Here is a 26,416-nt window from a genome sequence, read left to right on the forward strand (position 1 = left end):
GATGCGGCCGATGCGATCGGCCCGGTGGTGGAGACCGCGGGCGCCGGGGAGACTCTCACCGCAACGGACACGGACGACGAGGTGCCCGCATGACCTCCCTGACCCCCGAAGCCCCCCAGCTGGACGGCGTGCCCGAGAAGCCGGCCGCAGGCGGTTCCCGCCGCTCACCCGCGGACGAGCTCAGGGACCACCTCCAGGCCTATGCCGCTCGGGTGCGCGGCGGAGACATGGGCTCCCTCCCCGCGGTACTCGGACTGATCGTGCTCTGCGCCGTCTTCGGCGTGCTGCGGCCGGCGTTCCTGACGGCGGGCAACTTCGCCAACCTCTTCACCCAGGGCGCGGTGATCACCACCATTGCGATGGGGCTGGTCTTCGTCCTGCTGCTGGGCGAGATCGACCTCTCGGCCGGCTTCACCAGCGGTGTCGCCGGGGCGGTCCTGGCGGTCACACTGACCAAGCACGGCTGGCCGCTGCCGGCCGCCCTGGCGGCGGCGATCGCCACCGGAGTGGTCATCGGGCTGGTGCTCGGCACACTCGTCGCCCGGGTCGGCATACCGTCCTTCGTGGTGACGCTGGGCGGCTTCCTCGCCTTCCAGGGCGTGGTCCTGATCATCATCGGGCAGGGCGGCAACATCCCCGTCACGGACGAGACCGTGGTGGCCATCCAGAACAAGAACCTGGCCCCCGGCCTGGGCTGGGTGCTCTTCGTCCTGGTCGCCGCCGGCTACGCCGCGACCCGGGTGCTGGTGGCGCGCTCGCGCAGGCGCAAGGGCCTGGACACCGAGCCGCTGGTGGTGTCCGCGGTCAAGGTGGCCGGCGTGGTGGCGGTCACGGCCGCGGCCGTCGCCGTCCTCAACGAGGAGCGCAGCCGCAACGTCCTGGTGGTCAGCCTCAAGGGGGTGCCGATCGTGGTGCCCGTACTGGTGGTGCTGCTGGCCCTGGGGACCTTTGTGCTCGGCTACACCCGCTACGGACTGCACATCTACGCCGTCGGCGGCAACGCCGAGGCCGCCCGGCGGGCCGGGATCAAGGTCGCCCGGATCCGCACCTCGGTCTTTGTCATCGGCTCCACCATGGCCGCGGTCGCGGGGATCTTCGCGGCCTCCCGGGCGAACTCCGTCGACCCCAACGCGGGCGGCAGCAACACGCTGCTCTACGCGGTCGGCGCCGCGGTGATCGGCGGCACCAGCCTCTTCGGCGGGCGCGGCCGGATCGTGGACGCCGTGGTGGGCGGTGCGGTGGTCGCCGTCATCGACAACGGCATGGGCCTGCTCGGCTACAGCTCGGGCGTCAAGTTCGTGGTGACCGGACTGGTCCTGGTCGTCGCGGCGGGTGTGGACGCGCTCTCCCGGCGCCGCGCGGCGGCGTCCGGGGCCTGAGCGGCATCGAGCCCCGGGGGGCGGGGGCCTCGTCCGGGCCGGTCGGCACACCGGCCCGGACGAGGACCGGGGGAGGGGGTGCGAGGGCCGCGGTGAGAGGCGTTCTGGGAGCGTCGGACGCCGAGTCGGTCGGCGAGCCGGCCCGGTCGCCGGCCCGGGGCCAGTTGTGCGGGGCGGGTGCCGCGCGCCCGTGCATCCCATCAGCCGTGTGCATCGCTGCGGCCTCCGTGACACCGCGCGCCCTTATGCCGCGGGCCGGACCCCGGGGCGCGGGTGAGGGCGCCGACCCACGGCCGGCTACCGCCGCCGGGTGGGTGAGCCGCACCAGGTAGGGCGGGTCGGATGGGCCGTCCGGCGGGCATGGCCGACGATCGAACGGTGGTCCACAGGGCGACCAGGTCGAAGAGCGGCGAAGGGACAGCACATGGGGCGCGGCCTCGGCTGGAAACTCCACGGGGACGGCAGGACCCTCGGCCCCGGTGAGGTCGTCCGGCCGGGGGAGCGGCTGTCCTGGCCCCGGACCGTCGGACTCGGTGCCCAGCATGTGGTGGCGATGTTCGGGGCGACCTTTGTCGCCCCGGTGCTGATGGGGATGAACCCCAACCTGGCGGTACTGCTCTCCGGTGTCGCCACGATCATCTTTCTGCTGATCACCCGCGGCCGTATCCCCAGCTATCTGGGCAGCAGCCTCTCCTTTGTGGGGGTGGCGGCCTCGATCAGGGCGGCCGGGGGCGGCATCGACACCGTGACCGGTGCGATGTTCGTGGTCGCCGTGGTGCTGCTGGCGGTCGGGCTGGCGGTCCAGGCGCTGGGTGCCCAGGTGGTGCACGCGGTGCTCCCACCGGTGGTCACCGGCGCGGTGGTGATGATCATCGGCTTCAACCTGGCGCCGGTGGTGGCGAAGACCTACTGGCCGCAGGACCAGTGGGTGGCGCTGCTCACCATGGCCTTCACCATCGGTGCGATGGTGGTGGCACGCGGCTTCTGGTCGCGAATCGCCGTCTTCCTGGGGCTGATCTTCGGCTATCTGCTGTCCTGGGTCCTGGACCGGGTCCTCGGCCGGGTCCACTCGGCGAACGCCGCCGGACGGATCACCGACCACTGGCGGGTCGACCTCAGCGGCGTCCGGCACGCCGACTGGTTCGGTCTGCCCTCGCTGCACGGCCCCGACTTCCGGCTCTCCGCGGTGCTGCTGGCGCTGCCCGTCGTCATCGCCCTCATCGCCGAGAACGCCGGGCACGTCAAGGCGGTGGCCGAGATGACCGGTGACGACCTGGATCCGGACCTGGGGCGGGCCATCGCTGCCGACGGCGCCGCCAGCATGCTGGCCACCGCGGCCGGCGGCCCGGCGACCACCACCTATGCCGAGAACATCGGTGTCATGGCCGCCACCCGCGTCTACTCCACCGCCGCCTATCTGTGCGCCGCGCTCTTTGCGATCCTGTGCGGCCTCTGCCCCAAGTTCGGCGCTGTGGTGGCCGCCACCCCCGGCGGAGTGCTGGGTGGAATCACCGTGGTGCTCTACGGCATGATCGGACTGCTGGGCGCCAAGATCTGGCACGAGAACGCGGTGGACTTCGGGAACCCGCTCAATCTGGTCCCCATCGCCGCGGGCGTCATCATCGGGATCGGCGATGTGTCGATCCGCTTCAGCAGTGACTTCGTCCTCGACGGCATCCCGTTGGGCACCATCGTCACCATCGTCGGCTACCACCTGTTGCGCTTTCTGGCCCCGCCGCATCTCAGGGGCGAGCCGCCACTGCTGGACGCCGTCGAGCCGGGCGGGACGGACCAGTGATGCCACGTCAGGGCTGGCCGGGCGGGCTGCCGTCGGTCGCTGATGGCATGATCTGCGCGTTGCTCGACGGGGATACGGGGAGGGCCGGTATGCAGACAGGCGGGATCGGAAGCATCCAGGGTGCGGCGTCCGCGACGGGACGGCGGGGGCCTGGCCGGCGACGGGTGCTGCTGGCCGCGCTCGGCGGCGGTGCGGTACTACTGGGAGCCGGTGCGGGGACCGCGATGGTCGAGGATCTGCTGCCGGGCGGCGTGCCGCTGCGGCGGGCGCTCGGGATCACCGGACCGGACGGCACCGTACCGGTCGTCACCCCGGGACCGGTGCACACCTCAACGGTCCGCTCCCGGGCGCGGGGCAGCGAGGTGAAGCTGGTGACCATGGTGCCGCCGGGACACGACCCGGCGGCCCTGCCGGTCTGCCTGGTGCTGCACGGGCGGGGCGGCGATGCACAGACGATGGTGAACCTGGGGATGCCGCAGTTCCTGGCGGCGGCGGTCCGCGACGGGGTGCCGCCCTTTGCGCTGGCGGCCCTGGACGGCGGTGACAACAGCTACTGGCACCAGCGCTTCGCCGGGGACGATCCGCAGCGGATGCTGCTGGACGAGGTGCCGGGGTGGCTGCGGGCCCGAGGGCTGAGCAGCGCCACCGCGGGGGTGCCCAGGGCGGTGCTGGGGATCTCCATGGGCGGCTCCGGTGCGCTGCAGTACGCCCTGGGCCGGGGCGGCGCGGTGGACGCGGTCGCGGCCATCAGCCCGGCGGTCTTCCGTACCTGGGCCGATGCGGCCACCACCGGCGGCTACAACAACGAGGCGGACTGGCGGGCCCATGAGCCCCTGCTGGCCCTGGCCCGCCCCCATGGGCGACGGCTCGGGGTGTGGTGCGGCACCGAGGACCCCTTCTGCGACCCGGCCCGTACGCTGGCCGATCGCGGTGGGGCCGTGGAGCGGCACTTCCCGCGGGGGGAGCACACGGACGGCTTCTGGCGCAGGATCATGCCGGAGGCCTTCTCCTTTGTCGGGCGGTCGCTGAAGGGTGCCGACGGCAGGTCTTCGTGAACTGAGTCAATCTCATGAGGCTGATGCCTTGCACGTTTTGAGAGGCGCTAGGCTGCGGCCCGCACCAGTTGTGGAGATTCCATGAAGGGTAGGGCCGCAGTGAAGACCAGTCGTATATCCGCCGTTGCTGCCGCCGTCGCCGTGGGGGTGGCCGGCCTGCTGTCCGCCGGACCGGCCGAGGCCGCTGGATCGGTGCACCTCACCAAGATCTACTACGACAGCCCGGGCAAGGACACCCGCTCCAACAAGAGCCTGAACGCGGAGTACGTCCAGATCAAGAACTCCACCTCCAGGTCGGTCAATCTGCGCGGCTGGACCCTGGCGGACGCCTCCCGGCACCGCTATGTCCTCCCCTCCGTCACCCTGAAGCCGGGCCACACCGTCACCGTGCACACCGGGCAGGGCCGCAACACCGCCGCCAACCTCTACCAGCAGCGCCGGGCCTACGTCTGGAACAACGACAGGGACAAGGCCACCCTCAAGCGCGCCTCCGGCGCCGTCCAGGACACCTGCGCCTACAACAGCGCCGACCGCGACTGGACGGCCTGCTGAACCCCCGCCCTGGGGCCCACCCGGGGGGCGGGTCCCAGGGCGTGCAGGGGCAGACCGGCCGCAGCGAGGCGGTCTCAGCCGCGGCTGTCGGCGGAGGACCGGTCGGCGGAGTGCTGGTCGCCGGAGCGGGCCGCGGGCAGACCGGGGTGCTCCAGCTCCCAGGCCACCTCGGCGACCTGGCTCATCGTCAGCAGCATGTCGGGGAACTCCGTCACGCCGTCCAGATGCCGGTACTCGGTGCCGACCGTGACCACCAGGCGCTCGGCCAGCGACATCCCGGGGCGGTGGACCTCGCCGATGATCCGCCGGGCCGCCTCCAGCCCGGGGACTCCGGCGGCGTGCAGCCGGTGGGCCCGCTCGCGGACATCCTCGAGATAGCCGATGTGGCCGTACACCCCGGCCCGGTCGAGCACCGGGCCGTGACCGGGCACAAAGGTCTCGGCGCCGGTGGCCAGCGCCCTCTCGCAGGCCGACACCACATTGGCCAGCGGCCCCGCCCAGTGCACCGGGTGGTCGCCGGGCTGTTCTGCGGTGTGGGAGAAGATCACGTCGCCGGTGAAGACCGTGCGCTGCTGCGGCAGATGGACCAGCAGATCCCCGGCCGTGTGCGCCGGCGGCAGGCCGATGAGGTGCAGCGGGACCTCCCCGACCCGCAGCTCCAGCTCCCCGGTGAAGACCGTGGTCGGCCTGCGGACCTCGGTTCCCTTCCAGTCGAACCGGCCGAAGCCGCGCTTGAGGTACCAGCCCAGCACCGTCTCCGGGTCCAGGCCCTGCACCAGTGCGTACAACTGCTCCGGATCGGGCTCGTGGTCGATGTGGCCGAGCGTCTCCCGGGTGGAGACGATCTCGGCCTCGGGAACGACCTCGGCCCCCCAGAGGTGGTCGCCATTGCCATGGGTCACGATGACCCGGTCGATGGAGGTGCCCTCGGCCAGCAGCGGCCGCCCCAGCTCCAGGAAGTCGGTGGCCATCGCCCGGTCGTAGGGGCTGTCGATCCAGGCCGCGGACCGGCCGCGTGGGCATATCACCAGGCCGCAGTTGGCCATCCCCCACCCTGCGGAAGGGCTCGGCGTCCAGAGGTGCAGATGGTCGGAGAGCGGCCGCAGTCGCGGGAGCCGGCCGGGGTGCGAGGTCATGGACGTCGATTCTGCCCGGCCCCGGTGCATCCGGGACAGGGTGTCCCCGGCGCCTGGCATGATCCTGCGCCAGGGACGGCGCGACGAGGGGACGCAGACGATGAGGTACAGCTCCTGGGACGCACTGGCGGTCAGGCGCGCCCGGATCCGCGGCTGCCTGCTGGGCGGCGCCGTCGGCGACGCACTGGGCAACCCGGTGGAGTTCCGCTCGCTGGCCGGTATCCGCTCCGCATACGGCGAGTCGGGCGTCACCGGCCCTGTCCGGGACGGTCAGGGAGTGGTGGGCCGGGTCACCGACGACACCCAGATGACCCTCTTCACCGCCGAGGCACTGATCCGCGCCAGCATACGGGCCAGGGCAAAGGGCATCGGCGGCGCCGAGACCAGCATGGTGCGCTACTCCTACCTCCGCTGGCTGGAGACCCAGGAGCACCCCGGACCGCAGCCCGTCGAGGGCGGGGACACCCTGGTGCGGTCCGGCTGGCTGCGCGGGCAGGGCTGGCTGTACGCCCGGCGGGCGCCGGGCAACGCCTGCCTCTCCGGCCTGCGGTCCAACCATGTGCCGGAGCCGTACGCCGCGCTGGACGGCCGCCCCGGGCCGGTGAACTCCACCTCCAAGGGCTGCGGCACCGTGATGCGCTCCGCTCCCTTCGGCCTGGCGGGCCTGCCCGCCGAGCGCGCCTTCACTCTTGCCGGGCGGTGTGCCCAGATCACCCATGGACACCCCACCGGCTACTACGCCGCCGCCGCACTGGCGGCGACCATCACCCATCTGCTGGACGGCGACTCCCTGGAGGGATCCGTCCTGCGGGCCATGGAACTGCTCGGCCGGCACCCCGGACACGAGGAGACCACCGACGCCCTGCGCGCCGCCCTGCGGCTTGCCGCCGAGGGGAGTCCCACCGCCGAGAAGGTGCAGTCGCTGGGCGCCGGCTGGGTCGCCGAGGAGGCGCTGGCCATCGCGGTGTACTGCGCGCTGGCCGCCCGCACCGTCCGCGAGGCGCTGCTGCTCTCCGTCAACCACTCCGGGGACAGCGACTCCACCGGTGCCGTCTGCGGCAATCTGCTGGGCGCACACCACGGCGACGTCCGGTTGCCCGCCGACTGGCTGGCCGTCACCGAGGGCCGCGGCACCATCGGGGAGCTGGCGGACGACTTCTCCGCGCAGTTCCACCCCGCGGAGGACGGCCAAGGGACCGAGGCGGGACCCGGTGCGGACCGCTATCCGGGCTGAAGCCCGCGGGCCCGGACGGGACGCCCGCCAGCAGACGGCAACCAGGGTGTGGCAAGCTGTCCCGTCCGGTGCCGCCGAGACCCGGAGGATGAGAGCGCCGTGGCACGTCCCTCGATAACCCGCGCGCATCGCGTACTGATCGGCCTGGTGACCGCCGGGGCCTGTCTGATCGCCGGCATCGGATTCGCCGGTTCCTACAACGCGGTGCGCGAGTTGGCGGTACGCAAGGGCTTCGGCACCTTCGCCTACGCCTTCCCGGTCGGCATCGACGCCGGGATCGTGGTGCTGCTGGCCCTGGACCTGGTACTCACCTGGCTGCGCATCCCCTTCCCCCTGCTGCGGCAGACGGCATGGCTGCTCACCGCTGCCACCGTGGTCTTCAACGCGGCGGCCTCCTACCCCGATCCGCTGGGCATGGGGATGCACGCCGCGATCCCGGTGCTCTTCGTGGTCGTGGTCGAGGCGGCCCGGCACGCGGTCGGCCGGATCGCGGACATCACCGCGGACCGCCACATGGAGTCGGTGCGGCTGGTGCGCTGGCTGCTGGCGCCGGTCCCCACCTTCCGGCTGTGGCGCCGGATGAAGCTGTGGGAGCTGCGCTCCTACGACGAGGTGGTGCGGCACGAGCAGAACCGCCTGGTCTACCGGGCCCGGCTGCGCGCCCGCTACGGCCGCAACTGGCGCCGTGCCGCACCGATCGACGCCCTGCTGCCGCTCAAACTGGCCCGCTACGGGGTGCCGCTGAACATGGCGCCGGAACGGGCGCCGGCTGAGACCGCCCCGGCCCCGGCCCCGGCTCTGGACCGGGAGCCGCGGGCCGCGGTGGGGCAGACGCTGCCCATCCCGGGGCAGCGCAGCCGCCCGGCGGAGCCCGCCAGGGAGCCGAGGCCGCTGCCGGAACAGCCGTCGACCTTCGAGCCGGAGCCGGAGCCGGATCCGCGGTTCGCCTTCCCGGTGGAGCCCTACCCGGAGGCCGAGCCCGAGGCCGAGACTGAGCCCGAGCCCGAGCTGCCACTGGTGCCGTCGTCCAACGGCCGGCGGCCGCTGCGGGTCCCCGGGCCCATGCCCGTCCCCGGGCCCGTCCCGGAGCCCGAACCGGAACCGGAGCCCGAGCCCGAGCCTGAGCTGGAACCCGAACCGCTGCCGTCGAGTGACGACGAGTGGTTGGAGATCTACCTCGACGGCCTTGTCGCCTACATCGACTACTACGGCAGGGACCCCGATCACTTCCGCCTCATCCAGTACCTCCAGGGCCGGGGTGTGACCCCGCTCAACGACGGCCATCTGCGTCGCGTCTGGCCGCAGCTCCAGGAGCGGTACGCCGCGCTGGAGCGCCAGTAGGGACAGCGGTCGCACGGCGCCCTCACCGCCCGGTCAGCTGGCGGCGGCACTCGGCCGCCAGCTCCGGATAGGCCCGGGCGATGGCGTCGTGCAGCCGTGCCCGAAGCAGCTGGGCGGCCTCGGTGCGGCCGGCACCGCCGTAGAGGCCGTCCAGCAGGGCGTCGTAGCGGGTGAGCCGGTGCCGCAGATAGTCGACCTGCCAGCGGGTCAGGGTGGCCGGGTCGACGGTGGCGACCACGGCGGGGTCGGGGATGTGCCCCGGCCGGTCCCAGGCCCGCTCCCGATCGCGGCGGTTGCGGTGCCGTACGGCCTCCTCGGCCAGCTCACCGCGGCTGAGCCGGGGCACCTCGACCGGCTCCGCCGCGATCCGGTCCAGCACTGCTCTCCGGCGGCGCGTCGCGGCCTCCCGGGCGGCGGCCGAGCGGCGGGCGGCGGTCGCCAGCGCAAGGGCGAACTCCACGGTGCCCTCGGCCGACTCGACCCGCCCGATGGAGAACATCCGGGTCGGTGCGGCCGCGCCGTAGAAGGGGCTTCGGCCCTGGGCGTCCGGCTCGCCCAGCAGGTCGCGGACCATGGACGGAGTCCAGCCGCGGGCCCGCGGGCCCCCAGCGTGTAGTAGGCCCGATGGAGCTCGCCCCCAGGGCTGGTCAGGGATTCCGCCATCGTCGTGTCCCCCCGTCGTCCGGCGGATCGTCGGAATACTACGTATAGAGCACGCCACTGACAGTCATCACCGCGGCCGGGCGTCTCCGGGCCGCGGCCGCCTGCTACCGGGCCGCCTGCTACCGGGCCGCCGGGCCGCCGCCGGCCGGCACCGCCGACCTGATGTCCAGCACGAAGACCAGCGTGGCGCCGGGCCCCACCCCCAGGGCCGAGCTGCCCTTGCTGCCGAACGCGTCCTCGGGGGGTGCCACCACCAGCAGCCTGCTGCCCACCCGGTGGCCGACCACGCTGCGCTCCAGTGCGTCGATCACCTGGCCGGCGCCGGCCTGGAAGACCTGCGGGCGCTCCCCGGGGTCGTAGGAGCTGGGGATGGATCTGCCCGCGGTCCAGTCCGCCGCCGTGTAGTCGACGGTCACCCTGTCCTGCTGACGGACCGTGCGGCCGGTGCCTTCGCTCACCGTGGAGACGCCGAACCGCTCGTCCTTCGGAGGCCGGTCCGGCAGGGTGAGCCCGGCCTTGCTGCCGAAGGCGCCGGACACGGCGACCGTCGGATCCAGCCCGGAGACCTCGCCACCGGCAGCCGGCGCCCCGGGCCCGCCGGGGCCGACCGAGGCGCCACCGCGCCCACCCGCTGTCGGGGCGCCCCCGCCGGCAGGCCCCGAGGCGACGGGCGTGCCGGTCGGGTCGGCGGCCCCTGCCCGGCCGATCCCGTCGGGGCCGTGGACGACCGTGTACGCCGCCCCGCCACCCGCCAGCAGCACCAGGGTGGCGACCACGGCGGACAGCCCCGGCCGACCGGGCCGGCGGACGGTGGCGGTCCGGCCCGCCACCGTGCGCTCCCAGCCCAGTCGCGGGCCGGAGAGGCCTTCAGGCGTGGGTGGGACGGACCAGTGGGCGGCGATCGCCGCCTCCAGCGTCTCGGGGCCCGGCCTTCCCGGATGCGCGGGTGACGCTCCGGTCAGCAGCCGCAGGCAGGCCTCGGCCAGTTCGGCCGCGGTGGGCCGCCGCGCGGGCTCCTTGTCCAGTGCGGCCTGCACCAGCGGCAGCAGCCGGGGAGGGACACCCTCCGTGTCGGCCTCCTCGCGCACGATCCGGTAGGCGACCGCGTCCGGGGCGCCCCGGCCGAAGGGGGGCCGGCCGGTGGCCGCATACGCGGTCAGCGCTCCCCAGGCGAAGACGTCCGCGGCGGTGCCGGTCCGCTCGCCCCGGTACTCCTCCGGGCTGGTCCAGCCGGGAGTGCCGGTCCAGCTGCCGGTGCGGGTGATGGCGGTCTCGTCGAGGACATGGGCGATGCCGAAGTCCAGGACGCGGGGGCCGCGTCCGGCCAGGATGACATTGCCCGGCTTGAGGTCCCGGTGCACCACGCCCGCCGCGTGCACCCCGGCCAGCGCACCGGCCACCCCGGCGGCCAGCGCGGACAGGGTGCCGCCCCGCAGCCCCCCTCCGTGGGCCAGCTGGTCGTGCAGGGTCGGGCCGGCCACGTACTCGGTGGCCAGCCAGGGGCGGGCGGTGTCGGTGTCCGCGCCCAGCAGGGGAACCAGGCACGGCCCGGTCACCCGGCGCAGCAGGTCCACCTCGCGGCGGAAGCGGGCCCGGAACGACGGGTCGTCGGCGATCTCCGCGCGGACCACTTTGACCGCGACCCGACGGCCCTCACGGTCGGCGGCGGCGTACACGATGCCCATGCCGCCCGCACCGAGCCGGCCCAGCACCCGGTACGGGCCGATCTCGACGACATCTCCGTCGGTCAGGGGAAGAACTCGGCTGGTGGCCATGGCTCCTCGGATCCTCGGAGGGCGGTCGCCCGGCGGTGGCGTACCGGAGGCGGCGTACTGCTGCACGGATGACGCGGCGGACCGTCGAAGGGTTCACCGTTGACTGCGGAGGGCGGCGGTGGTTAGCGTCGGCAGCTCAACAGACTGTTGAACCCCGGAGGGGTGGCGCGGATGACGCAGCATCAGGCGCGCGGCCGTACGACGCTCCCCGCCGCGCTGCTCGCGGAGGTGGACACCTCCCTCGCCGAGGTCGACACCGAACTGGCGCGCCGCTACCCCGGCGACCCCGGCAGCCGCCAGCCCGTGCACACCGTCTATGTGCCCGCGTACGCCTTCGACGCCGCCACCGTGCGGTCCTGGGGCGCGCAGGCGCTGGCCGCCATGGACGCCCACGCACCCACCCCCGAGGCCTTCGCGGCGGCGCTCGGCGTGCCCGATGACGGACTCGCCGCCGAGGTCCACGCCCGGGTCCGGGCCAAGCTGGCCCGCGAGCCGGTGGAGGATCTGCGCATCGACTTCGAGGACGGCTACGGCCCGCACTCCGACGCCGAGGAGGACGCCGATGCGCTGCGCACCGCCCACCTGGTGGCCGGCGCCGCCGCGGAGGGGGCAGGGCCGCCGTATGTCGGTATCCGCATCAAGTGCCTGGAGTCCGCGGTGCGTGCGCGCGCCATCCGCACGCTGGACCTCTTCCTCACCGGGCTGCTGGATGCCCCCGGCGGCCCACCGGACGGCCTGCGGCTCACCCTGCCCAAGGTCACCGACCCCCGGCAGGCGACCGCCATGGCCCGGCTCTGCGCGGAGTTCGAGCGTGCCGCCGGACTGCCGGACCGGAGGATCGGCTTCGAGATCCAGATCGAGACCACCCAGTCGATCCTGGGCCCCGACGGCCGGGCCACCGTCGCCCGGCTGATCGACGCCGCGGACGGCCGCTGCACCGGGCTGCACTACGGCACCTTCGACTACAGCGCCGCATGCGGTGTCGGGCCCGCCCAGCAGCGCCCCGACCATCCGGCGGCCGACCACGCCAAGGCCGTGATGCAGGTGGCCGCGGCCGGCACCGGGGTCCGCCTCTCCGACGGCTCCACCAATGTGCTCCCGGTCGGCACCACCGAGCAGGTCCATGCGGCCTGGCGGCTGCACCACGGGCTGGTCCGGCGGTCCCTGGACCGCGCCTACTACCAGGGCTGGGACATGCACCCCGGCCATCTGCCGACCCGCTACGCGGGCGTCTACGCCTTCTACCGGGAGGGTCTGGAGGCCGCCGGGCGGCGCCTTGCGGCGTATCTGGCCGGTACCGCGGGCGGTGTGCTCGACGAGCCCGCCACCGCCAGGGCGCTCAGCGGCCATCTGCTGCGCGGCCTGGACTGCGGCGCCCTGGACGGCGGCGAGGTGGCCGAGGCGTGCGGCCTGGACCGGGCACAGCTGGAGTCGCTCGCCGGGCGAGGCCGCGCCGTCCGCAGCTGACTCAGGGAACGGTCGGCCCCGCGCCGCAGGGCGGCGCGGGGCCTTGGCGGTGACCGGCAGCGGTTCACGGCCGACGGTCAGTACGGGCGGATCAGCGCAGCGAGGCCAGGGCCATCGACCAGATGCCGCGCCCATGGCTGGCCGCGTAGAGTCGCCCGTCCGGTCCCGTCTTCAGCTGGAGCACGGCGACGGCGGGAAGCCGCCCGACCGCTTTCCAGCCCGTGCTGCCGGGCGCCCGGTAGACCACGCCGAGGTCGGTGGCCAGCACCAGACCACCGCCGGGCAGCGCCAGCAGGGAGTCGGCGGGCACATCGGGCAGGTTGCGCGAGATGTCCTTCCAGCTCGATCCACCGTTCCAGGATTCAAAGACATGGCCGACACCGGCGCCGGGCCCCTCCGTCCAGTGCCGGGAGAAGCCGTTCACCGCCAGGTAGACGTGGTCGGCATTCCCGGGGTCGACGGCGAATCCGGAGAGGTAGCGGTTGGGCACCGTCCCGTCGACCGGCAGGTTCAGCTGGTGCCAGCCCGTGCCGTCGGCGTTGCCCACCGCGATGCCGCGGGCGAAGCCCTCGTTGTTGCAGGGGCCGCACCAGGCGGCGTACACCCGCCCGCCGGAGGCGGCGACCGCGGTGGCCACATGTCCCTCGCCCAGGTCGAAGGCGCTGGCCCACTCGGCGGAGCTGCGGATGGCGTAGCCGTGGGTCTGCACCCACACATGGCGGCCGCCCGCGATCCAGGTGGCGCTGTCCTTGGCGTCGGCGGCCAGCGGTGCGGTGAAGCGGGCCCCGGCGGAGCCGTCCTGGTTGTCGGGCGGGGCGACGGACCAGGAGGTGGCCCGGCTGGGGTCGGTGAGCCAGGAGCCGTCGTTGACCGCGCAGTTCTGGGTGACCTGCACCGCCAGGTAGACATACTCCTGGGCGATGTTGCAGCCGTTCGCCGGGTCGGTGAGGGTGTCGCCGCCGTCGCCGCCGAAGTTGGAGCCCATCACCCGGTCCCGGCTGCGCAGTATCGACTGCCCGTTGTCCTGGAGCCCTCCGTTGACGGAGACACCGCCCTGGTCGCGGCCGATGCCCACCGAGTAGTACTGCAGGGTGTCGATGGTGCCGTCGTTGAGCGAGGTCCAGTCGGTGGCATGGCCGTCCGCGTCCGTCGAGCCGTTCAGCGGCCGCCGGTAGACGCCGCCGTCGTTGCCGACGTAGAGGTAGGTCCTGCCGTGGTAGCTGCCCACGGTCACCGCGTGCTGGTCCGGGTGGGTGGTCGCGGGGCAGTTGCCGCTCTGCTCGGACGGGTCGATGGACCAGCAGGGGAAGTCGAAGTTCCAGTACGGTCCGACCGCCGACCAGGTGGTACCACCGTCCCGGGTCTCGAAGACCTCTTCCAGACCGGCGTAGACGTGTGCGGGGTCGGCCGGGTCGACCTGCAGGAACTGGTTGTACCAGGCCTGTACACCGGGCTTGAAGCCGTCACTGGTGAGCGCCGAGCCCGCCGTGCTGAGCGTCGGGTAGTCGGCGATGCGCTGCCAGGGGCCGAACGGCGAGCCGCTGCGTGACACATAGATCCCGGCCAGCGAGCTGTCGGGGTCGGTCGCCAGCTGCTGGGGCGACTGGTCGATTGCGTAGTAGCGGGAGCCGTCGGCGGACCGGGCGAAGGTGACCGCCCCGACGTCGTCACTCGCCGTCGGCAGTTCGCCCAGGCCGTCGGCCAGCCGCCGCCAGCTGCCGTCCGCGGCCTTGGCGTAGAAGCCGTTGTAGTCGTCGCCGCTGCGCCAGCCGATCGCCAGCACCACCCGGGAGGGGTCCCGGGGATCGACGGCGATGTCATTGGCGATGTTCTTGTACGGGGCGTCGGGGTCGTCGGCCTTCGGACCGCCGGGCAGATAGTCGGGGTTGGGGGCGTACTCCAGTTTCCATGCGCCGCTCAGCCGGCGGGTGGAGTGGCTCCACACGCCGCTGCTGGTGGCTGCCCACACCCGGTCGCCGGCGAAGCGCAGTTGGTGGATGGTGGTGTTCTCGAGCTCGGCGCCGCCCACCCGGTCCCGGGTGGTGAAGGAGTTGCGCCGGGGATCGGCGAGTGCGTAGACGCCGCTTCCCTGGTAGGCGTCGGAGTTGGTGGTGGCTTCGCCGGTGCCAAGCCAGAGCCTCCCCTCCCGGTCCAGGGCCAGCGCGCCGGTGGACTGCGAGGGCAACTGGTCGCTGATGGGCTGCCAGTGGCCGCCGCCGCGGGTGGAGCGCCAGACACCGCCGCCGGCGCTGCCGGTGAACACATCACCGGCGTCGTCGGCGGCCAGGGCGGCGGTGCGTCCGGTCACCAGCCCGGCGCCGCCGCTGGAGTTGGAGCCGATGTCCCGGTAGCGGGGGTCGTCGGAGTCGTACGGCAGCCCGGTGACATGGCTCCACTGCCCGCCGGTCCTGGGCAGAGCGCCGAGCGCGGACCAGGCGGAGCTGTAGGCCCCCGGTGCGATCGTCCCCGGAGAGGTGCGGGCTTCGGCGTACTGGGCCGCCCCTTCGGCGATCTCGTCCGCCTCGCCGCCGTCCCCGTCCCCGTCGCCGCCCTCACCGGCGTCGGCGGCGGTGGCCAGGGAAGGCAGGGCGCCCGGCGTCCGGGCTGCCTCGGCGCGGTGCCCGGCGGCCCCGGCCAGCTGCCTCGCCCCGAAGGGTTGTCCTGCGGTGGGGTCCGACGCATGGCCGACGGGTATGCCGACCAGCATCGAGGTGGTGACGGCGGCACAGATCGTGAGCCACCGCCTGGTGCGGGTTGGTGCTGACAACAGTTCCTCCCCAGCATGGGTCTGCGGGTACTGCCGACGACCGGAAGGCCGTCCAGGGAGGACCCGATCACGCGGGGAGTCCGGGGAGTGACCGCAGGTGAGCAGATTTGACCCAAGTTTTGTGCTGGACCTGCCATCCGCAGAGCCCTGGAGAACCGGTGTCCGGCCGTCCGCCGAATCCGGGCGCTCATGGCTGCGCATAGGGTGGTGGCATGTCCGACCAGCAGCGCCGTCTCACCGTGAAGGGGTCGGGCCGGCACGAGATCGAGATCAAGAAGTCACGCTTCATCTGCTCGCTGGCGAGGGTCGCGGACGAGGAGGAGGCGCAGGCCTTCATCGCGGCTGTGCGCAAGGAGTTCTGGGACGCCCGGCACAACTGCACCGCCTTTGTCGTCGGCGACGAGCAGCGGCGTGAGCGCTCCAGTGACGACGGCGAACCGGCCGGCACGGCCGGGGTGCCGATGCTGGAGGTGCTGCGCCGCCGCGGACTCACCGACACCGCGGCCGTGGTCACCCGGTACTTCGGCGGGGTGCTGCTGGGCGCCGGGGGCCTGGTCCGCGCCTACGGGGCGGCCGTCTCCGAGGCGCTGGACCAGGTCGGCGCCGTCGAGCGGCGGCCGGTCGCACTGCTGGCCGTGACCGCCGGGCACACCAGGGCGGGCCGCCTGGAGAACGATCTGCGCGCCGCCGGTCACACCGTCCGGGAGGTCCGCTACGACGCGGGCGGGGTCCGGATCGAGGTCGGCGTCCCCGAACCGGAGACTGCGGCCTTCCATGCCTGGCTCGCCGAGGCCACCGGCGGCACAGCCGAGGCGGAGGCGGTCGGCCGCAGCCATGTCGAGGTCGAGATCGAACCCGGCGCAGGGATGCCCTCCGACCGTAAGTGATGGTTGCTCAGTCCGCTTCGGGAGCCGGTCCCGAGCGGCTGCGGGCTGCGGGTTAGCCTGCTGGGACGCCGATGATGTCGGCCGTGTCGCACGGGGGTCCGGCACACCGCCGTGCCGGATGCCCGCTCCGTTTCAGGCAGCAGACCTTGCAGCAAGAGGAGCGTGCGTGGAGAGCAGCAGGCTGTTACAGCACCAGAGCGGCGGAACGCAGTCCGTCACGCTCGCCGGAGGCACCTCCGCGGGCGGGCTGGCGGTGAGATCCGGGAGCCGTACCGATGTGGTGGCGCGGCGGATGACCATGGCACCGGGAGGCGCCACGGGCCGGCACTACCACCCCGGACAGGTGCTGGTGATCGTCGAGTCGGGCACGCTGACGCGTGTGCTGCACGACGGGACGGTGGAGACGACCCGGGCCGGCTGCGCCTTCGTGGAGGAGGGGGGACCCGGCCACGCCCACAGCGGGCACAACCTGGGGGCTGTGCCGGTGGTGCTCCATGTGACCTATCTGGTTCCGGCGGGCTGCCCGCTGTCGATTCCCGTGCGGTCAGCCGAGCGCTGCAACTGATCACTCGAACGGATGACCGTCGCCCGGAGCAGGAACTCCTGCCCCGGGCGACGGCGTTCTTCCACCACCGGTACGGACGGGACACCGCGCCCGCGCCGCACCGCCATCCGACCCCCACCCACGGAGGACCGCCGGACCCCACCGCCGCACCACGGGAGGACCAGCGCATGACTCAGCACACCGCATCCGACCAGGCCGAACCACCCGCCGCCCGCTATCGCATGGTGGTCGTCAGCGGCCACAGCCATGCCGACACCGCCGCCCTCGCCGACCAGCGACTGCGCAGCTGGCTGAAGCGCGAGGGCTACGACGAGCCCCCCTCTCTGCTCGCGGGCCTGCCACCCGCCGACCTGCCGTGGCCGGGCGTCGAGCGCCCGGCGGGGCCGCCCGAGGCCGTCCGGTACCGCCTGGGTGACCGGGCCTCCCTGGATCTCGACGCGGGCCGGCTCCGGCTCGCCCCGCAGCCCGGCCCCGGTCCGGGGCAGTCCGCCGTGCGGTATGCGCGCCGCCGGGTCCGTGAGCCCGCCCCGCACGGCACCCGGCAGACCACTCTGACCATCGCGACCCCGGCCGGCGGCCCCACCTGGGTCCGGCTGGAGGCCGAGCATCTGCCCAGCGGTCCCTCGGTGCGATCCTCCGGCCGGGTCCCGGTCCCCGATCTGGCCCGCGAACTGCTGCCGCTGCTCGACGCCTCCGACGGCCCGGCAGCCGTCCACGACCACCCGGCGATCATCGGCGCGGGCGATGTGGACCGGCTGATCGACGAGCTCTGCGACCCGGACCGCCGCCTGCCGATCGTGGTCGCCAGTGTCCCGGCCAATCTCGACCGCGTGTCCTGGCAGACCTCCACCGTGGAGCCCCTGCTGGCCAACCTCACCGGCCTGGCCGTGCAGTACGTCCTCGACCACGATGCCCGCTCCGCCTTCAACCTGGCTCTGGAGTACCACCCCGTGTACGGCGGGGCCGTCCGCACCTACCTCCCCGGCCTCGATCCCGCCTCCCGGGGGGACGGCGTGCACCACCCGGTGATGTCACGCCATCTGATCGAGGACGATCCGCGCAGGTCCGCCGCCATCCTGGCCCGTGAGCCCCGCCGCCTGGCAGCCGACAGCCCGCTCCCGGACGCCCTGGCCTGCCTGCCGCCACTGCGGGTGCGCCCCCTTCCGGCGCCGTCCCCCGTCAGCGCCGCCGCCCTGGCGGAGGAGTCCGCGGCGGAGCAGCAGGCGGGCAGCGAGGAGCTGCAGCGGATCCGCCGTCAGCTGCAGCGGGCAGAGCAGCTGGAGCGCAGTCTGCTCGCCGAGGCCGATGAGCAGTACGAGGCCCTGAGGCAGGCACGGGCCCAGGTGCGGGTGCTCACCCGCAGACTGGTCGCCGCAGCGGGTCCGGTGGCGGCCGATCCGGCCGTGGTGGCCACCGAGGCCGCCGCCGACGAGGACGGCATCCCGGCGACCTTCGCCGACCTGGTCGCCCGGCTGGGCGAGTTCCCCGCACTGACCTTCACCGGCGAGACCAAGGAGACACTCGCCCTGGACGAGCAGAATGCCGGCTCCGGCTGGGCCCGCCTCGCCTGGGACGGCCTGCTGGCTCTGCAGGACTACGCCGACGCGGCGGTGCACGGTCTGGCGCACGGCGACTTCAAGCAGTGGTGCGAGCACACACCGCCGGGCTGCCATCCCTTCCCGCCGCGCAAGGCGGTGCGCGGGGAGTCCCAGACCGTCTCCACCAACGCCAAGTGGAAGAAGGAGCGGATGCTGCCGGTGCCGCAGACGGTGGATCCGTCCGGTCGTGCCTTCATGGGCGCCCATCTGCGGATCGGGGGCGGCGGCACCGCACCTCGGCTGCACTATCTCGACGACTGCTCGGGCACCGGGCGGATCTATATCGGCTACATCGGTCTCCATCTCACCAACACCCGGACCAACTGACCACCCGCAGAGACTGGTTGGAGGCCCCGCGACCCGTGCCGCGATCGCATGGCTCCTACGGCCGCGGCCCGGGGAACGGCCGAGGGGGCTACTCCTGCCGCTGGGCGAGCGGCAGCCCTGCGGCGCCCGGCCGTGAGTCCTGCACCGGTGTCCTGCGCCGTGAGTCCTGCACAGAGACGGACGGCGCCCTCGGCGGCCCTCGGCGCCCCGGAGGGCCGTCGAGGGCTTCCGGGGCAGGCCTCCGCGCCCCGGCGCATCCGCATCCACCCGGAAAGGTCTCCAGTGATCCCCCACAAAGTCCCCTCCGGACGGGAGAATGCCGGAGGGGGTCGGCGAGCTGCGCTCACCACCGCACCGCCAACGACCGTACCGACGACGACCGCACCGATGACGACCACCGGGACAACAGCCCCACCCAGCACCACAGATGACGTACCGCAGACGCCGCACCGCAGATGACGTACGACCGCGCGACCGGATGACACCGACCACGGGGGAGCGACCGCCGATGCAGGACCCGCACAGCCGCAGCACCGGCCGCTTTCTGCATCTCCCACGCCGCGACGCCCCCGACCCCACGGCCGACTGGAGCGATCCGGCACTGGAGGCCGCCCGCGGCGGCGCGGACGACGACACCGTACGATCCGCCACCCTGCTGACCAGGGAGCGCACCGCTGTCGCCGCAGCGGAGCTGGCCCGCTTCCTGGACCTGCTGGACCGCGCCGCCAGGCCCGGGGCGGCGGTGGACTTCGACTCCCAGCGCCGGGTCTACGAGCCGCGCCCCTACGCCGGGCCCGATCCGGTGGGTCCGCCCAGGTGGGAGGAGTACGCCCCGCCCGAGCCGCCGGATGCGGCGGCCGACGGTGCGGGTGGCACCGACGGCGCCGACCCGGGCCCGGGCCGCCGTCTGCTGGACCCCGCCTACCAGCGGGAACGTGCCGTGGCGCGGCTGCGCCACCAGCGTGCCCTGCGCGAGTGGCGGGAGCAGCAGGAACTGCTCGGCGGCGGCCGCGCCGGAGGTCCGCAGGACCGGATCCAGCAGGAACGCATCGAGCACGAGCGCGCGGAGCTGGCGCGTGCCCACGCCGTGGAGGAGTACAACGCCACCCTGGACCAGTGCCGCCGCGCGTATCTGAACGCTGAGCCCGCCGCGGTGGAGTCCCTGCTGGAGCGGGCGCTCGCCGCCGCAGCCCAGGCCACTCCCGACCTGCCCGCGACCTGCCGGGCGGCCTTCCGCCCGCTCACCCGGGTCGCCGTACTCGACCTCGAACTGCCCTCCCCGCAGATCGTCCCCTCCGTGGCCGGCTACCGCCTCGGCCCCGAGGGCGGCGGACCCGAGCCCGTGCCCAGGCCGGACAGCGAGCGTGCCACCCACTATCTGCAGCTGGCCGCCCGGCTGGCCCTGCGGGCCCTGCACGCGGTGGCCGCAGCCGACGGTGACGAGGTGCTCGGCGGAGTCGTCCTCAACGGCTTCGTCAGAGGCCCCGGCACCCCGCCCGGCGGCGTCTGCGTGCTGAGCGTGGACGCCGACCAGGAGGATCTGGCGCGCACCCGCCTGCTGCCCCCGGGCCGCGCCCAGGACACCGACCAGGAGGATGCGCTGGCTGTGCTGCGCGCCCTGCCGTCGGTGGTCACTCCCGATCCCTACGGTCCGGTCGGTGTCCCCCCGTACGCCACCGCGACCGCGGCGTTGCCCGCCCCGGCGGACCTCTCCCCGGTGGAGTTCGGCCTGCTGGTGCGGGAGCTGCTGGAACACATGGGCCTGACCGGCTGGTCGCCCCGGCTGCAGGGCCATGACGGCCTGGTGGCGATGGTCGACGGCGGCCCGGGGTCCACGCTGCCGGGCCGCTGGGTGGTGTGGGCGGCTCGCCGTCCCGGTGCTGTCGATCTCGATGCGGTGCGCACCCTCTCGGAGGCGGTCACCGAGGAGCCGGCAGACGGTGGCCTCTGGCTGACCACCACCCACTTCACCCCGGAGGCAGCCGAGTTCGCCGCCACGGAGGACGGCCTGCTGCTGATCGACGGCGACCGGTTGCGGCTGCTGCTCCGCACCCATCTGGACGGCGAGCTGGCGGAGGCGGGTTGACCTGCGGTTCCTGCTCCGGACAGCAGGGAACTGCCAGACTGACCACCACGGGTACCGCCTCGGCGACGGTTCCATCCCCCGGCGCAAGGTGCGGCGGTGGGGCCGGCGGGGCGGAACCCCGGCACGGCATTCCCCTCCCGGCCAGGGCCGGGAGGTCTCATATGAGAGGTCTGACAGACATGTGGCGGGCGAGGCGCGGGGAGACGGCCGATACGGAGCGGACCGGGGCTGCTGCGGGGGAGGGGATCGGCGAACTGCTGGCCGAGTGCGAGCTGTTGCGCGAGCAGGCGGAGCAGGCCGGCATCGTTCTGGACGACAGCCCGGACTCGCTCGCCGCACTCGACCAGATGCAGCCGCGCTGGCGGGACGACCCGGAGGCGTCCGAGTGGCTGGGCAATGACGCGGGGCTCTATCTGGGCACTGTCATCGTGCGGACCGTACCCGGCGCGGTCTGGCGGGTCTGGCCGCGCGGCAACCCGGTGGTGGTCCTCCCGGGAGGCCGGGAGCTGGATGTGGTGGAGATCGGCCACGGCTGGGCGGCCGACGGCTACCCGGAGCTCTCCGCCGCCTATGCCGAGGTGCGGGTGGACTGACTGACCGTCATGGTCCGGCGGGATCGGGCTGCCGGCCGCCGATGGTGGGATGCGCGGGCAGCGAGCCGACGGGCACCTGGAAGACCGCCACCGCCTTGAACGCAGCCAGGCACTCCTGGGGCGTGGCCCGCGCGCCCGTCCAGCGCACCGAGAGGTCCGCACCGTCCGCCCAGAGCTCGGCGCTCCGGGGCTGCGCGCAGCCCACGGCCGCGGTCACCGCGACCAGTGCCCGTCCCGGAGCGGGCAGCGGACGGGGGGCGCCCGGCCGCCCCAGCAGGGCCCGCAGCTGGTCCGCGATGGCGTGTTCCCCGCTCCTGTCGAACCAGCCGGGGTAGCTGCGGGCCTGGGATGCGGTGGTGAGCACCGAACTCGCGCCGCCGGAGATGCCGACCGCCACATGCAGATAGCTCACTCCGGCATCCACCCGGTGGCGCCCCGCCGCCCGGGACGAGGGCACCTCCGACGGTGCACCCGAGGACGGTGCACCCGAGGACGGTGCACCTCCGGACGAAGGCCCCGGCGATGGCGCACCCGGGGACGTCGCACCGCCGGAGGGCAGGGTGACCCCACTGGGGGCCGGGTCCCTGCGGACGGGGGTGTGCAGCGAGGTGCCCGGTCCGCAGGCCGTGAGTGCAGCCGCGCTCAGCAGGACGGCCAGCAGGCGTGCCGTGTGCGGCCGTCGGGTCCGGTCTGTCTGTGTCGCAGTCATGCCGGTCCGACGGCATCTGGGAGGATCCGGTTCCGCCCCCGTACGGAGCAGCAGCGCGGGCGAGCCCGGTCGGGCCACGGACACGATGGGCGGACCGGACTCGCCCGCGGCCCCCCACCTGCGGCCGACGGGCACCGACAGACCCGGCTGAGGGCGGGGAGCGAGGGAGCAGGGGCATGGAAGCAGTGCTGGTGGCGGCCGGCGCCTTCCTGATGACCCTGCTCGGCGGCTGGGTCGCCCAGAACGTCGGAGACCGCCGCCATCTGGTGCTGGGCCTGGCGGCCGGACTGATGCTGGGTGTGGTCTCCTTCGACCTGCTCCCCGAGTCCCTGAAGGCCCAGCCCACCGAGATCTTCGGGGTACCGGCCGCGCTGCTGATGTTCGTCCTCGGCTTTCTGGTGCTGCACGTCGTGGAGCGTTCGGTGGCGGTCCACCGCGCCCATGAGGACGAGTACGCCGCGCACACCCACCATCTGGGCGCCGCCCACCTCCATGCCCATGGGCACCGCAGGCCGGAGCGGGCGCAGGGCATCGGCCTCACCGCGGCCGCGGCGCTGGTCGGGCACAGCCTGATGGACGGTTTTGCGATCGGCGCGGCTTTCCAGGCCGGCGGGACCGTCGGTGTGGTGGTCGCCATCGCGGTGATCGCCCATGACTTCGCCGACGGCTTCAACACCTACACGGTCACCCGGCTGTACGGGAACAACCGCCGCCGCGCCCTGGGGCTGCTCGCCGCGGACGCACTGGCCCCGGTCAGCGGCGCGGCGGTGACGCTGGCGTTCACCATCCCCGAACGGGTTCTCGGGCTCTATCTGGGCTTCTTCGCCGGGTTTCTGCTCTACCTCGCGACCTCGGACATCCTGCCCGAGGCACACAGCCCGCACCCCTCCCGCACCACCCTGCTCTGCACGGTGGCCGGGGTGCTCTTCATGTGGCTGGTCATCGGCCTGGCGCGGTAGCGGCGCCGGCCCTGGCGGCGGTCGGGCCCGCCCCCGGCCCCGGAGCGGCGTCGCGCAGCGGCCAGCAGTCGCGCATCGCGGCCAGGGCCGCGGTGATCGCGGGCCGGCGCGAGGCCTGGCGCCGCCAGAGGGCGTAGACCCGCCGCACCGGTTCCGGCTCCACCGGTCGTGCCAGCACACCGGGCGGCAGCGGCCCGCGGCCGAGCCGGGGCACCAGACCCACGCCCAGTCCTGCCGCGATCAGAGCGATCTGGGTCTCGAACTCGCCCACCTGGTAGACCACATCCGGCTCCTCGCCGGCCTCCCGCAGGGTCCGCACCAGCCAGTCGTGGCAGATGTTCCCGGGCGGGACGCTGATCCACCGCTGTCCGCGCAGATCGGTGGTGCCCACCACGGCGGACCCGGCCAGCGGGTGGCCCTCGGGCAGCAGCAGGTCCACCGGGTCGAGGCCGAAGTCCGCCCGCGCCAGGTTCTGTGGAACCGGCAGCGGGGTGCTCTCCCAGTCCTGCACCACCGCCAGATCCACCTCGCCCCGGGCGGCCATCTCGGTGGCCTGGTACGGATCGGTCTCCAGCAGCCGCACATCCAACTCGGGGCAGCGCACCCGGAGCTCGGCCAGCGCTCCGGGCAGCAGCCCGCGCGCACCCGTGGCGAAGGAGGCCACCAGCAGCCGGCCGGTGGCCTGCCCACGCTGCTCCTCCAACGCCACTTCGGCCTGCTCCACCAGTGCGAGGACCCGCTGCGCGGTGGCGGCCAGCGCCTCGGCGGCGTCGGTCAGCGCCACACCGCGGCCGCGCCGCTCCAGCAGCACGGTGCGGGTCTCCCGTTCCAGTTTGGAGATCTGCTGGGAGACCGCGGAGGGGGTGAAGCCGAGGGCCGCGGCCGCCGCGCCGACCGATCCGTGTACCGCGACCGCGTGCAGCGCGCGGAGCCTGCCGAGATCCAGCATGCAGTGATGCTAAACCCAATGCGTCAGATGTCATCGCTGGTGCTGAACATTCGCCGCCCGACATCCTGGGCGTATGCACTCGCCGCCCGCCGCGCAACGCGGCGCCATGACCCCTGCCCACATTGCGCTGGCCGTCGCGGTCGCCGCCGTCTGGGGCCTGAACTTCGTGCTCATCGACGTCGGTCTGGACAGCTTCCCGCCGCTGTTCTTCTGCGCGCTGCGGTTCGCCGCGGCTGCGCTGCCCGCGGTGTTCTTCGTCGGGCCGCCGAGGGTCGCCTGGCGGTGGGTGCTGGCCGTCGGAGTGGTGCTGGGCGTGGTCAAGTTCGGGCTGCTGTTCATCGGTATGAGGGCCGGGATGCCCGCCGGGCTCTCCTCCCTGGTGCTGCAGAGTCAGGCGGTCTTCACCGCCGTGTTCGCCGCGGCGCTGCTGCGGGAGCGGGTCGGCGGACGCCGCATCGCCGGTCTGGCGGTGGCCATGCTGGGCATCCTGCTGGCCGTGCTGGACCACGGACTCGGTGGGCCGGTGGGGTCGTTCGCCCTGGTCGTCGCGGCGGCCGCGGCCTGGGGGCTGTCCAATGTGCTCACCAGGAAGGCCGCGCCACCGGACATGTTCCGCTGGATGGTCTGGGTGAGTGCGGTGCCGCCGCTCCCGCTGCTCGCCCTCTCCCTGGTCTTCGAGGGGCCCCGGGCAGACCTGGCGGCGCTGCGCGGTATCACCCCCGCCGGGGTGGGCGCCGTCGCCTAGTGTGGCCTGGGCGGCCACCCTGTTCGGCTTCGGCGCCTGGGGACGTCTGCTGCGGACCTACGACGCGTCCGCGGTCGCCCCGTACTCCCTGCTGGTGCCGGTCTTCGGCATGTCCTCGGCATGGCTGCTGCTGGGCGAGAGGATCAGCGTCATGGCAGGGTGCGCGGCGGCGCTGGTCATCACCGGGGTGGGGATGACCGCGCTCAGTCCCCGTGCTGCCGGCGCCGCCCGTGCTCGGCGCGCGGCGTCCGCGCTGCGTGGGACGACTCCGCCTGCCTCAGCACCCGCAGCACCGTCTCCCGGTCCTCCGCGGTGATGTCCGCGAAGTACTCCTCGGCGACCTCCTGCCGGACCAGGCCGATCCGCTGGACGGCGCGCCGGCCCGCATCGGTGAGATGCAGACCGACGGCCCGCCGGTCGGCCGGGTCGGGGACGCGCACCACCAGCCCGGAGGCTTCCAGGGCGTCCACCACGGTGGTGGCGGAGCGTGGGGCGATGTGCAACCGGTCGGCGAGTTCGCTGAGCCGCATCGCCCTGCCGGGCGTCTCGCAGTCCACGGCATACGCCAGCACCCGCAGTGCCCGGCCCTGGCCGGGGGTGATCCCATAGGGCTCGAGCTGCAGCGACGTCTGGCGGCGCATCCGCTTCATGGCGCGCATCAGCGCGTCGGAGAGCTCCGCCGGGTCCCCCTGCACCGCCTCGTCCCCCTGTGCCGCCTCGTCCCCCTGTGCTGGGGCGTCCCCGGAGACGTCGGCATCCCGGATCGCTGCCGAATGGGCAGGCCGGAGGGCGATGGACGCGGTGGGCGCGGCGGATGCCGGCGACGAGGCGGAGGCGTCGTCGGCGGTGCGGCCGATGGTCGGCGGGGCCATGGGCGGGCTCCTTGGTGCGCGGTGGTCGCCCAGCGTAGCGGGAGGGGACGGTCCAAAATATATTGAGCCAAGCTCAGTATTCTGGTTAGGCTCCCCTGTCTGCGGCGGATCATCTCCGCCTGGAGCCCGCACCCTCTGGAGAGAGCATGCCCCGATCCCAAGCCCGAGTAGCCACCGACCGCCCCAACCGCTATGCCAAACAGCTGGCCTCCCATCTGGGCCGCCGCATCGATGCCGTCTGGGACGAGGAGTCCGGCACCGGCACCCTGGCCTTCGGTGCCGGCCGCGGCACGCTCACCGCGGAGCCCGGTGCCCTGCTGCTCGCCGTCGAGGGCCAGGCAGCGGACCTGGCCACCCTTGAGGATGTCGTCGGCCGCCATCTGGTCCGCTTCGGCGCCAAGGACGAGCTGGTCGTGGAGTGGCAGCGGGACACCGGCGAACCCGGCCTGGTGCACCGCAACCAGGCGGAGGACCCGGCCTGACCCCCGGCTAGATCTCCCTCTTGAAGCCCAGGTGGGAAGCGGTGAAACCGAGCCGCTGGTAGAAGCGGTGGGCGTCGGTCCGGCCGGCATCCGAGGTGAGCTGCACCAGACTGGCGCCGAGGCGGGCGGACTCCGCAACCGCCCACTCGATCAGCTCGGTACCGAGGCCGTTGCCCCGCTCACGGGAGTCCACCCGCACCGCCTCGATGACGGTGCGCACCGTGCCCCGCCGGGAGAGCCCGGCGATCACACTCAGCTGGAGGGTGGCGATCGTGCGGCCGTCGCGCACCGCCACCATCAGATGCTGCTGGGGATCGGCGGCCACCCGCTCGAACGCGGCGACATACAGCGCCGGGTCGTCCGGGGACTCCCGGGTGGCTCCCCTGACGTCGTCCGCCAGCAGGGCGACGATGGCCGGTACATCCTCGGCGGTGGCGCGGCGTATCTCCAGATCACTCATGGCCGCCATGGTAGTGA

General features: G+C 73.5%; 22 protein-coding genes and 1 pseudogene. 15 read left to right on the forward strand and 8 right to left on the reverse strand.

What is annotated here, in order from left to right:
* Nucleotides 1-89 precede the first annotated feature (89 nt).
* The 4 genes from AB0761_RS24765 (at nt 90) to AB0761_RS24780 (ending at nt 4,784) form a co-directional block, all read left to right on the forward strand.
* The gene (locus tag AB0761_RS24765; RefSeq protein ID WP_377271354.1) at nt 90-1,379 is read left to right on the forward strand and encodes a sugar ABC transporter permease; all 1,290 of its coding nucleotides are present in this window, start codon (nt 90-92) and stop codon (nt 1,377-1,379) included.
* 424 nt (nt 1,380-1,803) lie between these two features.
* Nucleotides 1,804-3,177: a uracil-xanthine permease family protein gene (locus tag AB0761_RS24770; RefSeq protein WP_377271355.1), complete on the forward strand. Its 1,374-nt coding sequence runs from the start codon at nt 1,804-1,806 to the stop codon at nt 3,175-3,177.
* An 89-nt stretch (nt 3,178-3,266) separates the two neighbouring features.
* Entirely contained in the window at nt 3,267-4,232 is a 966-nt protein-coding gene (locus AB0761_RS24775; protein WP_377271356.1) for an alpha/beta hydrolase, read from the forward strand.
* An 81-nt stretch (nt 4,233-4,313) separates the two neighbouring features.
* Entirely contained in the window at nt 4,314-4,784 is a 471-nt protein-coding gene (locus tag AB0761_RS24780) for a lamin tail domain-containing protein (RefSeq protein ID WP_377271357.1), read from the forward strand.
* A 74-nt stretch (nt 4,785-4,858) separates the two neighbouring features.
* Here AB0761_RS24780 and AB0761_RS24785 read toward each other — a convergent pair whose 3' ends face one another.
* A complete protein-coding gene (locus AB0761_RS24785; protein ID WP_377271359.1) occupies nt 4,859-5,920 on the reverse strand; it encodes an MBL fold metallo-hydrolase in 1,062 nt (353 codons plus the stop codon).
* A gap of 100 nt (nt 5,921-6,020) precedes the next feature.
* Here AB0761_RS24785 and AB0761_RS24790 point away from each other — a divergent pair, with 100 nt between their 5' ends.
* Nucleotides 6,021-7,154, forward strand: coding sequence for an ADP-ribosylglycohydrolase family protein (locus AB0761_RS24790; protein WP_377271360.1), 1,134 nt, complete (start codon nt 6,021-6,023; stop codon nt 7,152-7,154).
* A gap of 99 nt (nt 7,155-7,253) precedes the next feature.
* A complete protein-coding gene (locus AB0761_RS24795; RefSeq protein WP_377271361.1) occupies nt 7,254-8,495 on the forward strand; it encodes a DUF2637 domain-containing protein in 1,242 nt (413 codons plus the stop codon).
* A gap of 22 nt (nt 8,496-8,517) precedes the next feature.
* Here AB0761_RS24795 and AB0761_RS24800 read toward each other — a convergent pair whose 3' ends face one another.
* Together AB0761_RS24800 and AB0761_RS24805 are read right to left on the reverse strand one after the other, a co-directional pair.
* Nucleotides 8,518-9,069 carry a hypothetical protein gene (locus AB0761_RS24800; protein WP_377271362.1) on the reverse strand — a complete coding sequence of 184 codons (552 nt, stop codon included), beginning with the start codon at nt 9,067-9,069 and terminating at the stop codon, nt 8,518-8,520.
* A 208-nt stretch (nt 9,070-9,277) separates the two neighbouring features.
* A complete protein-coding gene (locus AB0761_RS24805; RefSeq protein ID WP_377271363.1) occupies nt 9,278-10,933 on the reverse strand; it encodes a protein kinase in 1,656 nt (551 codons plus the stop codon).
* Nucleotides 10,934-11,104: 171 nt separating this feature from the next.
* Here AB0761_RS24805 and AB0761_RS24810 point away from each other — a divergent pair, with 171 nt between their 5' ends.
* Nucleotides 11,105-12,400: a DUF6986 family protein gene (locus tag AB0761_RS24810; protein WP_377271364.1), complete on the forward strand. Its 1,296-nt coding sequence runs from the start codon at nt 11,105-11,107 to the stop codon at nt 12,398-12,400.
* A 91-nt stretch (nt 12,401-12,491) separates the two neighbouring features.
* Here AB0761_RS24810 and AB0761_RS24815 read toward each other — a convergent pair whose 3' ends face one another.
* A complete protein-coding gene (locus AB0761_RS24815) occupies nt 12,492-15,167 on the reverse strand; it encodes a two-component regulator propeller domain-containing protein (protein WP_377271365.1) in 2,676 nt (891 codons plus the stop codon).
* 212 nt (nt 15,168-15,379) lie between these two features.
* Here AB0761_RS24815 and AB0761_RS24820 point away from each other — a divergent pair, with 212 nt between their 5' ends.
* The 5 genes from AB0761_RS24820 to AB0761_RS24840 all read left to right on the forward strand — a co-directional run bounded on the left by AB0761_RS24820 (nt 15,380) and on the right by AB0761_RS24840 (nt 21,223).
* Nucleotides 15,380-16,054 (forward strand): YigZ family protein, encoded by a 675-nt coding sequence (locus AB0761_RS24820; RefSeq protein WP_377271366.1) that lies wholly within the window; start codon nt 15,380-15,382, stop codon nt 16,052-16,054.
* A gap of 292 nt (nt 16,055-16,346) precedes the next feature.
* Nucleotides 16,347-16,619, forward strand: a complete 273-nt coding sequence (locus tag AB0761_RS24825) for a cupin domain-containing protein (RefSeq protein WP_377271367.1) — start codon at nt 16,347-16,349, stop codon at nt 16,617-16,619.
* 167 nt (nt 16,620-16,786) lie between these two features.
* The gene (locus tag AB0761_RS24830; RefSeq protein ID WP_377271368.1) at nt 16,787-18,544 is read left to right on the forward strand and encodes a hypothetical protein; all 1,758 of its coding nucleotides are present in this window, start codon (nt 16,787-16,789) and stop codon (nt 18,542-18,544) included.
* 508 nt (nt 18,545-19,052) lie between these two features.
* The gene (locus tag AB0761_RS24835) at nt 19,053-20,630 is read left to right on the forward strand and encodes a restriction endonuclease (RefSeq protein WP_377271369.1); all 1,578 of its coding nucleotides are present in this window, start codon (nt 19,053-19,055) and stop codon (nt 20,628-20,630) included.
* A 161-nt stretch (nt 20,631-20,791) separates the two neighbouring features.
* The gene (locus tag AB0761_RS24840; protein WP_377271370.1) at nt 20,792-21,223 is read left to right on the forward strand and encodes a DUF6278 family protein; all 432 of its coding nucleotides are present in this window, start codon (nt 20,792-20,794) and stop codon (nt 21,221-21,223) included.
* 7 nt (nt 21,224-21,230) lie between these two features.
* Here AB0761_RS24840 and AB0761_RS24845 read toward each other — a convergent pair whose 3' ends face one another.
* Nucleotides 21,231-21,635, reverse strand: a complete 405-nt coding sequence (locus AB0761_RS24845; RefSeq protein ID WP_377271371.1) for a hypothetical protein — start codon at nt 21,633-21,635, stop codon at nt 21,231-21,233.
* 473 nt (nt 21,636-22,108) lie between these two features.
* Here AB0761_RS24845 and AB0761_RS24850 point away from each other — a divergent pair, with 473 nt between their 5' ends.
* Nucleotides 22,109-22,891 carry a ZIP family metal transporter gene (locus AB0761_RS24850; RefSeq protein ID WP_377271372.1) on the forward strand — a complete coding sequence of 261 codons (783 nt, stop codon included), beginning with the start codon at nt 22,109-22,111 and terminating at the stop codon, nt 22,889-22,891.
* Here AB0761_RS24850 and AB0761_RS24855 read toward each other — a convergent pair.
* Nucleotides 22,872-23,840 (reverse strand): LysR family transcriptional regulator, encoded by a 969-nt coding sequence (locus AB0761_RS24855; RefSeq protein WP_377271373.1) that lies wholly within the window; start codon nt 23,838-23,840, stop codon nt 22,872-22,874. The genes AB0761_RS24850 and AB0761_RS24855 overlap by 20 nt on opposite strands.
* Nucleotides 23,841-23,946: 106 nt before the next feature.
* On the opposite strand from AB0761_RS24855, the pseudogene AB0761_RS24860 reads away from it, so the two are divergent.
* Nucleotides 23,947-24,901, forward strand: a pseudogene (locus AB0761_RS24860) (EamA family transporter).
* Here AB0761_RS24860 and AB0761_RS24865 read toward each other — a convergent pair.
* Nucleotides 24,789-25,457: a MarR family winged helix-turn-helix transcriptional regulator gene (locus AB0761_RS24865; protein WP_377271374.1), complete on the reverse strand. Its 669-nt coding sequence runs from the start codon at nt 25,455-25,457 to the stop codon at nt 24,789-24,791. The pseudogene AB0761_RS24860 and the gene AB0761_RS24865 overlap by 113 nt on opposite strands.
* Nucleotides 25,458-25,603: 146 nt before the next feature.
* Between AB0761_RS24865 and AB0761_RS24870 the strand changes: the two genes are divergently transcribed.
* Complete coding sequence (locus AB0761_RS24870; RefSeq protein WP_377271375.1) at nt 25,604-25,939, forward strand: DUF2218 domain-containing protein; 336 nt, start codon at nt 25,604-25,606, stop codon at nt 25,937-25,939.
* A gap of 7 nt (nt 25,940-25,946) precedes the next feature.
* Here the strand turns inward: AB0761_RS24870 and AB0761_RS24875 are convergent, their stop codons facing one another.
* Entirely contained in the window at nt 25,947-26,399 is a 453-nt protein-coding gene (locus AB0761_RS24875; protein WP_377271376.1) for a GNAT family N-acetyltransferase, read from the reverse strand.
* Nucleotides 26,400-26,416: the final 17 nt, after the last annotated feature.

This window comes from Peterkaempfera podocarpi, assembly GCF_042466665.1.
GTDB classification, from domain to species: Bacteria; Actinomycetota; Actinomycetes; order Streptomycetales; family Streptomycetaceae; genus Peterkaempfera; species Peterkaempfera podocarpi.

Coding starts and splice junctions, on each gene's coding strand:
- AB0761_RS24765 (WP_377271354.1), top strand. CDS start 90: ATGACCTCCCTGACCCCCGAAGCCCCCCAGCTGGACGGCGTGCCCGAG.
- AB0761_RS24770 (WP_377271355.1), top strand. CDS start 1,804: ATGGGGCGCGGCCTCGGCTGGAAACTCCACGGGGACGGCAGGACCCTC.
- AB0761_RS24775 (WP_377271356.1), top strand. CDS start 3,267: ATGCAGACAGGCGGGATCGGAAGCATCCAGGGTGCGGCGTCCGCGACG.
- AB0761_RS24780 (WP_377271357.1), top strand. CDS start 4,314: ATGAAGGGTAGGGCCGCAGTGAAGACCAGTCGTATATCCGCCGTTGCT.
- AB0761_RS24785 (WP_377271359.1), bottom strand. CDS start 5,920: ATGACCTCGCACCCCGGCCGGCTCCCGCGACTGCGGCCGCTCTCCGAC.
- AB0761_RS24790 (WP_377271360.1), top strand. CDS start 6,021: ATGAGGTACAGCTCCTGGGACGCACTGGCGGTCAGGCGCGCCCGGATC.
- AB0761_RS24800 (WP_377271362.1), bottom strand. CDS start 9,069: ATGGTCCGCGACCTGCTGGGCGAGCCGGACGCCCAGGGCCGAAGCCCC.
- AB0761_RS24805 (WP_377271363.1), bottom strand. CDS start 10,933: ATGGCCACCAGCCGAGTTCTTCCCCTGACCGACGGAGATGTCGTCGAG.
- AB0761_RS24810 (WP_377271364.1), top strand. CDS start 11,105: ATGACGCAGCATCAGGCGCGCGGCCGTACGACGCTCCCCGCCGCGCTG.
- AB0761_RS24820 (WP_377271366.1), top strand. CDS start 15,380: ATGTCCGACCAGCAGCGCCGTCTCACCGTGAAGGGGTCGGGCCGGCAC.
- AB0761_RS24825 (WP_377271367.1), top strand. CDS start 16,347: ATGACCATGGCACCGGGAGGCGCCACGGGCCGGCACTACCACCCCGGA.
- AB0761_RS24830 (WP_377271368.1), top strand. CDS start 16,787: ATGACTCAGCACACCGCATCCGACCAGGCCGAACCACCCGCCGCCCGC.
- AB0761_RS24835 (WP_377271369.1), top strand. CDS start 19,053: ATGCAGGACCCGCACAGCCGCAGCACCGGCCGCTTTCTGCATCTCCCA.
- AB0761_RS24840 (WP_377271370.1), top strand. CDS start 20,792: ATGAGAGGTCTGACAGACATGTGGCGGGCGAGGCGCGGGGAGACGGCC.
- AB0761_RS24850 (WP_377271372.1), top strand. CDS start 22,109: ATGGAAGCAGTGCTGGTGGCGGCCGGCGCCTTCCTGATGACCCTGCTC.
- AB0761_RS24855 (WP_377271373.1), bottom strand. CDS start 23,840: ATGCTGGATCTCGGCAGGCTCCGCGCGCTGCACGCGGTCGCGGTACAC.
- AB0761_RS24865 (WP_377271374.1), bottom strand. CDS start 25,457: ATGGCCCCGCCGACCATCGGCCGCACCGCCGACGACGCCTCCGCCTCG.
- AB0761_RS24870 (WP_377271375.1), top strand. CDS start 25,604: ATGCCCCGATCCCAAGCCCGAGTAGCCACCGACCGCCCCAACCGCTAT.
- AB0761_RS24875 (WP_377271376.1), bottom strand. CDS start 26,399: ATGAGTGATCTGGAGATACGCCGCGCCACCGCCGAGGATGTACCGGCC.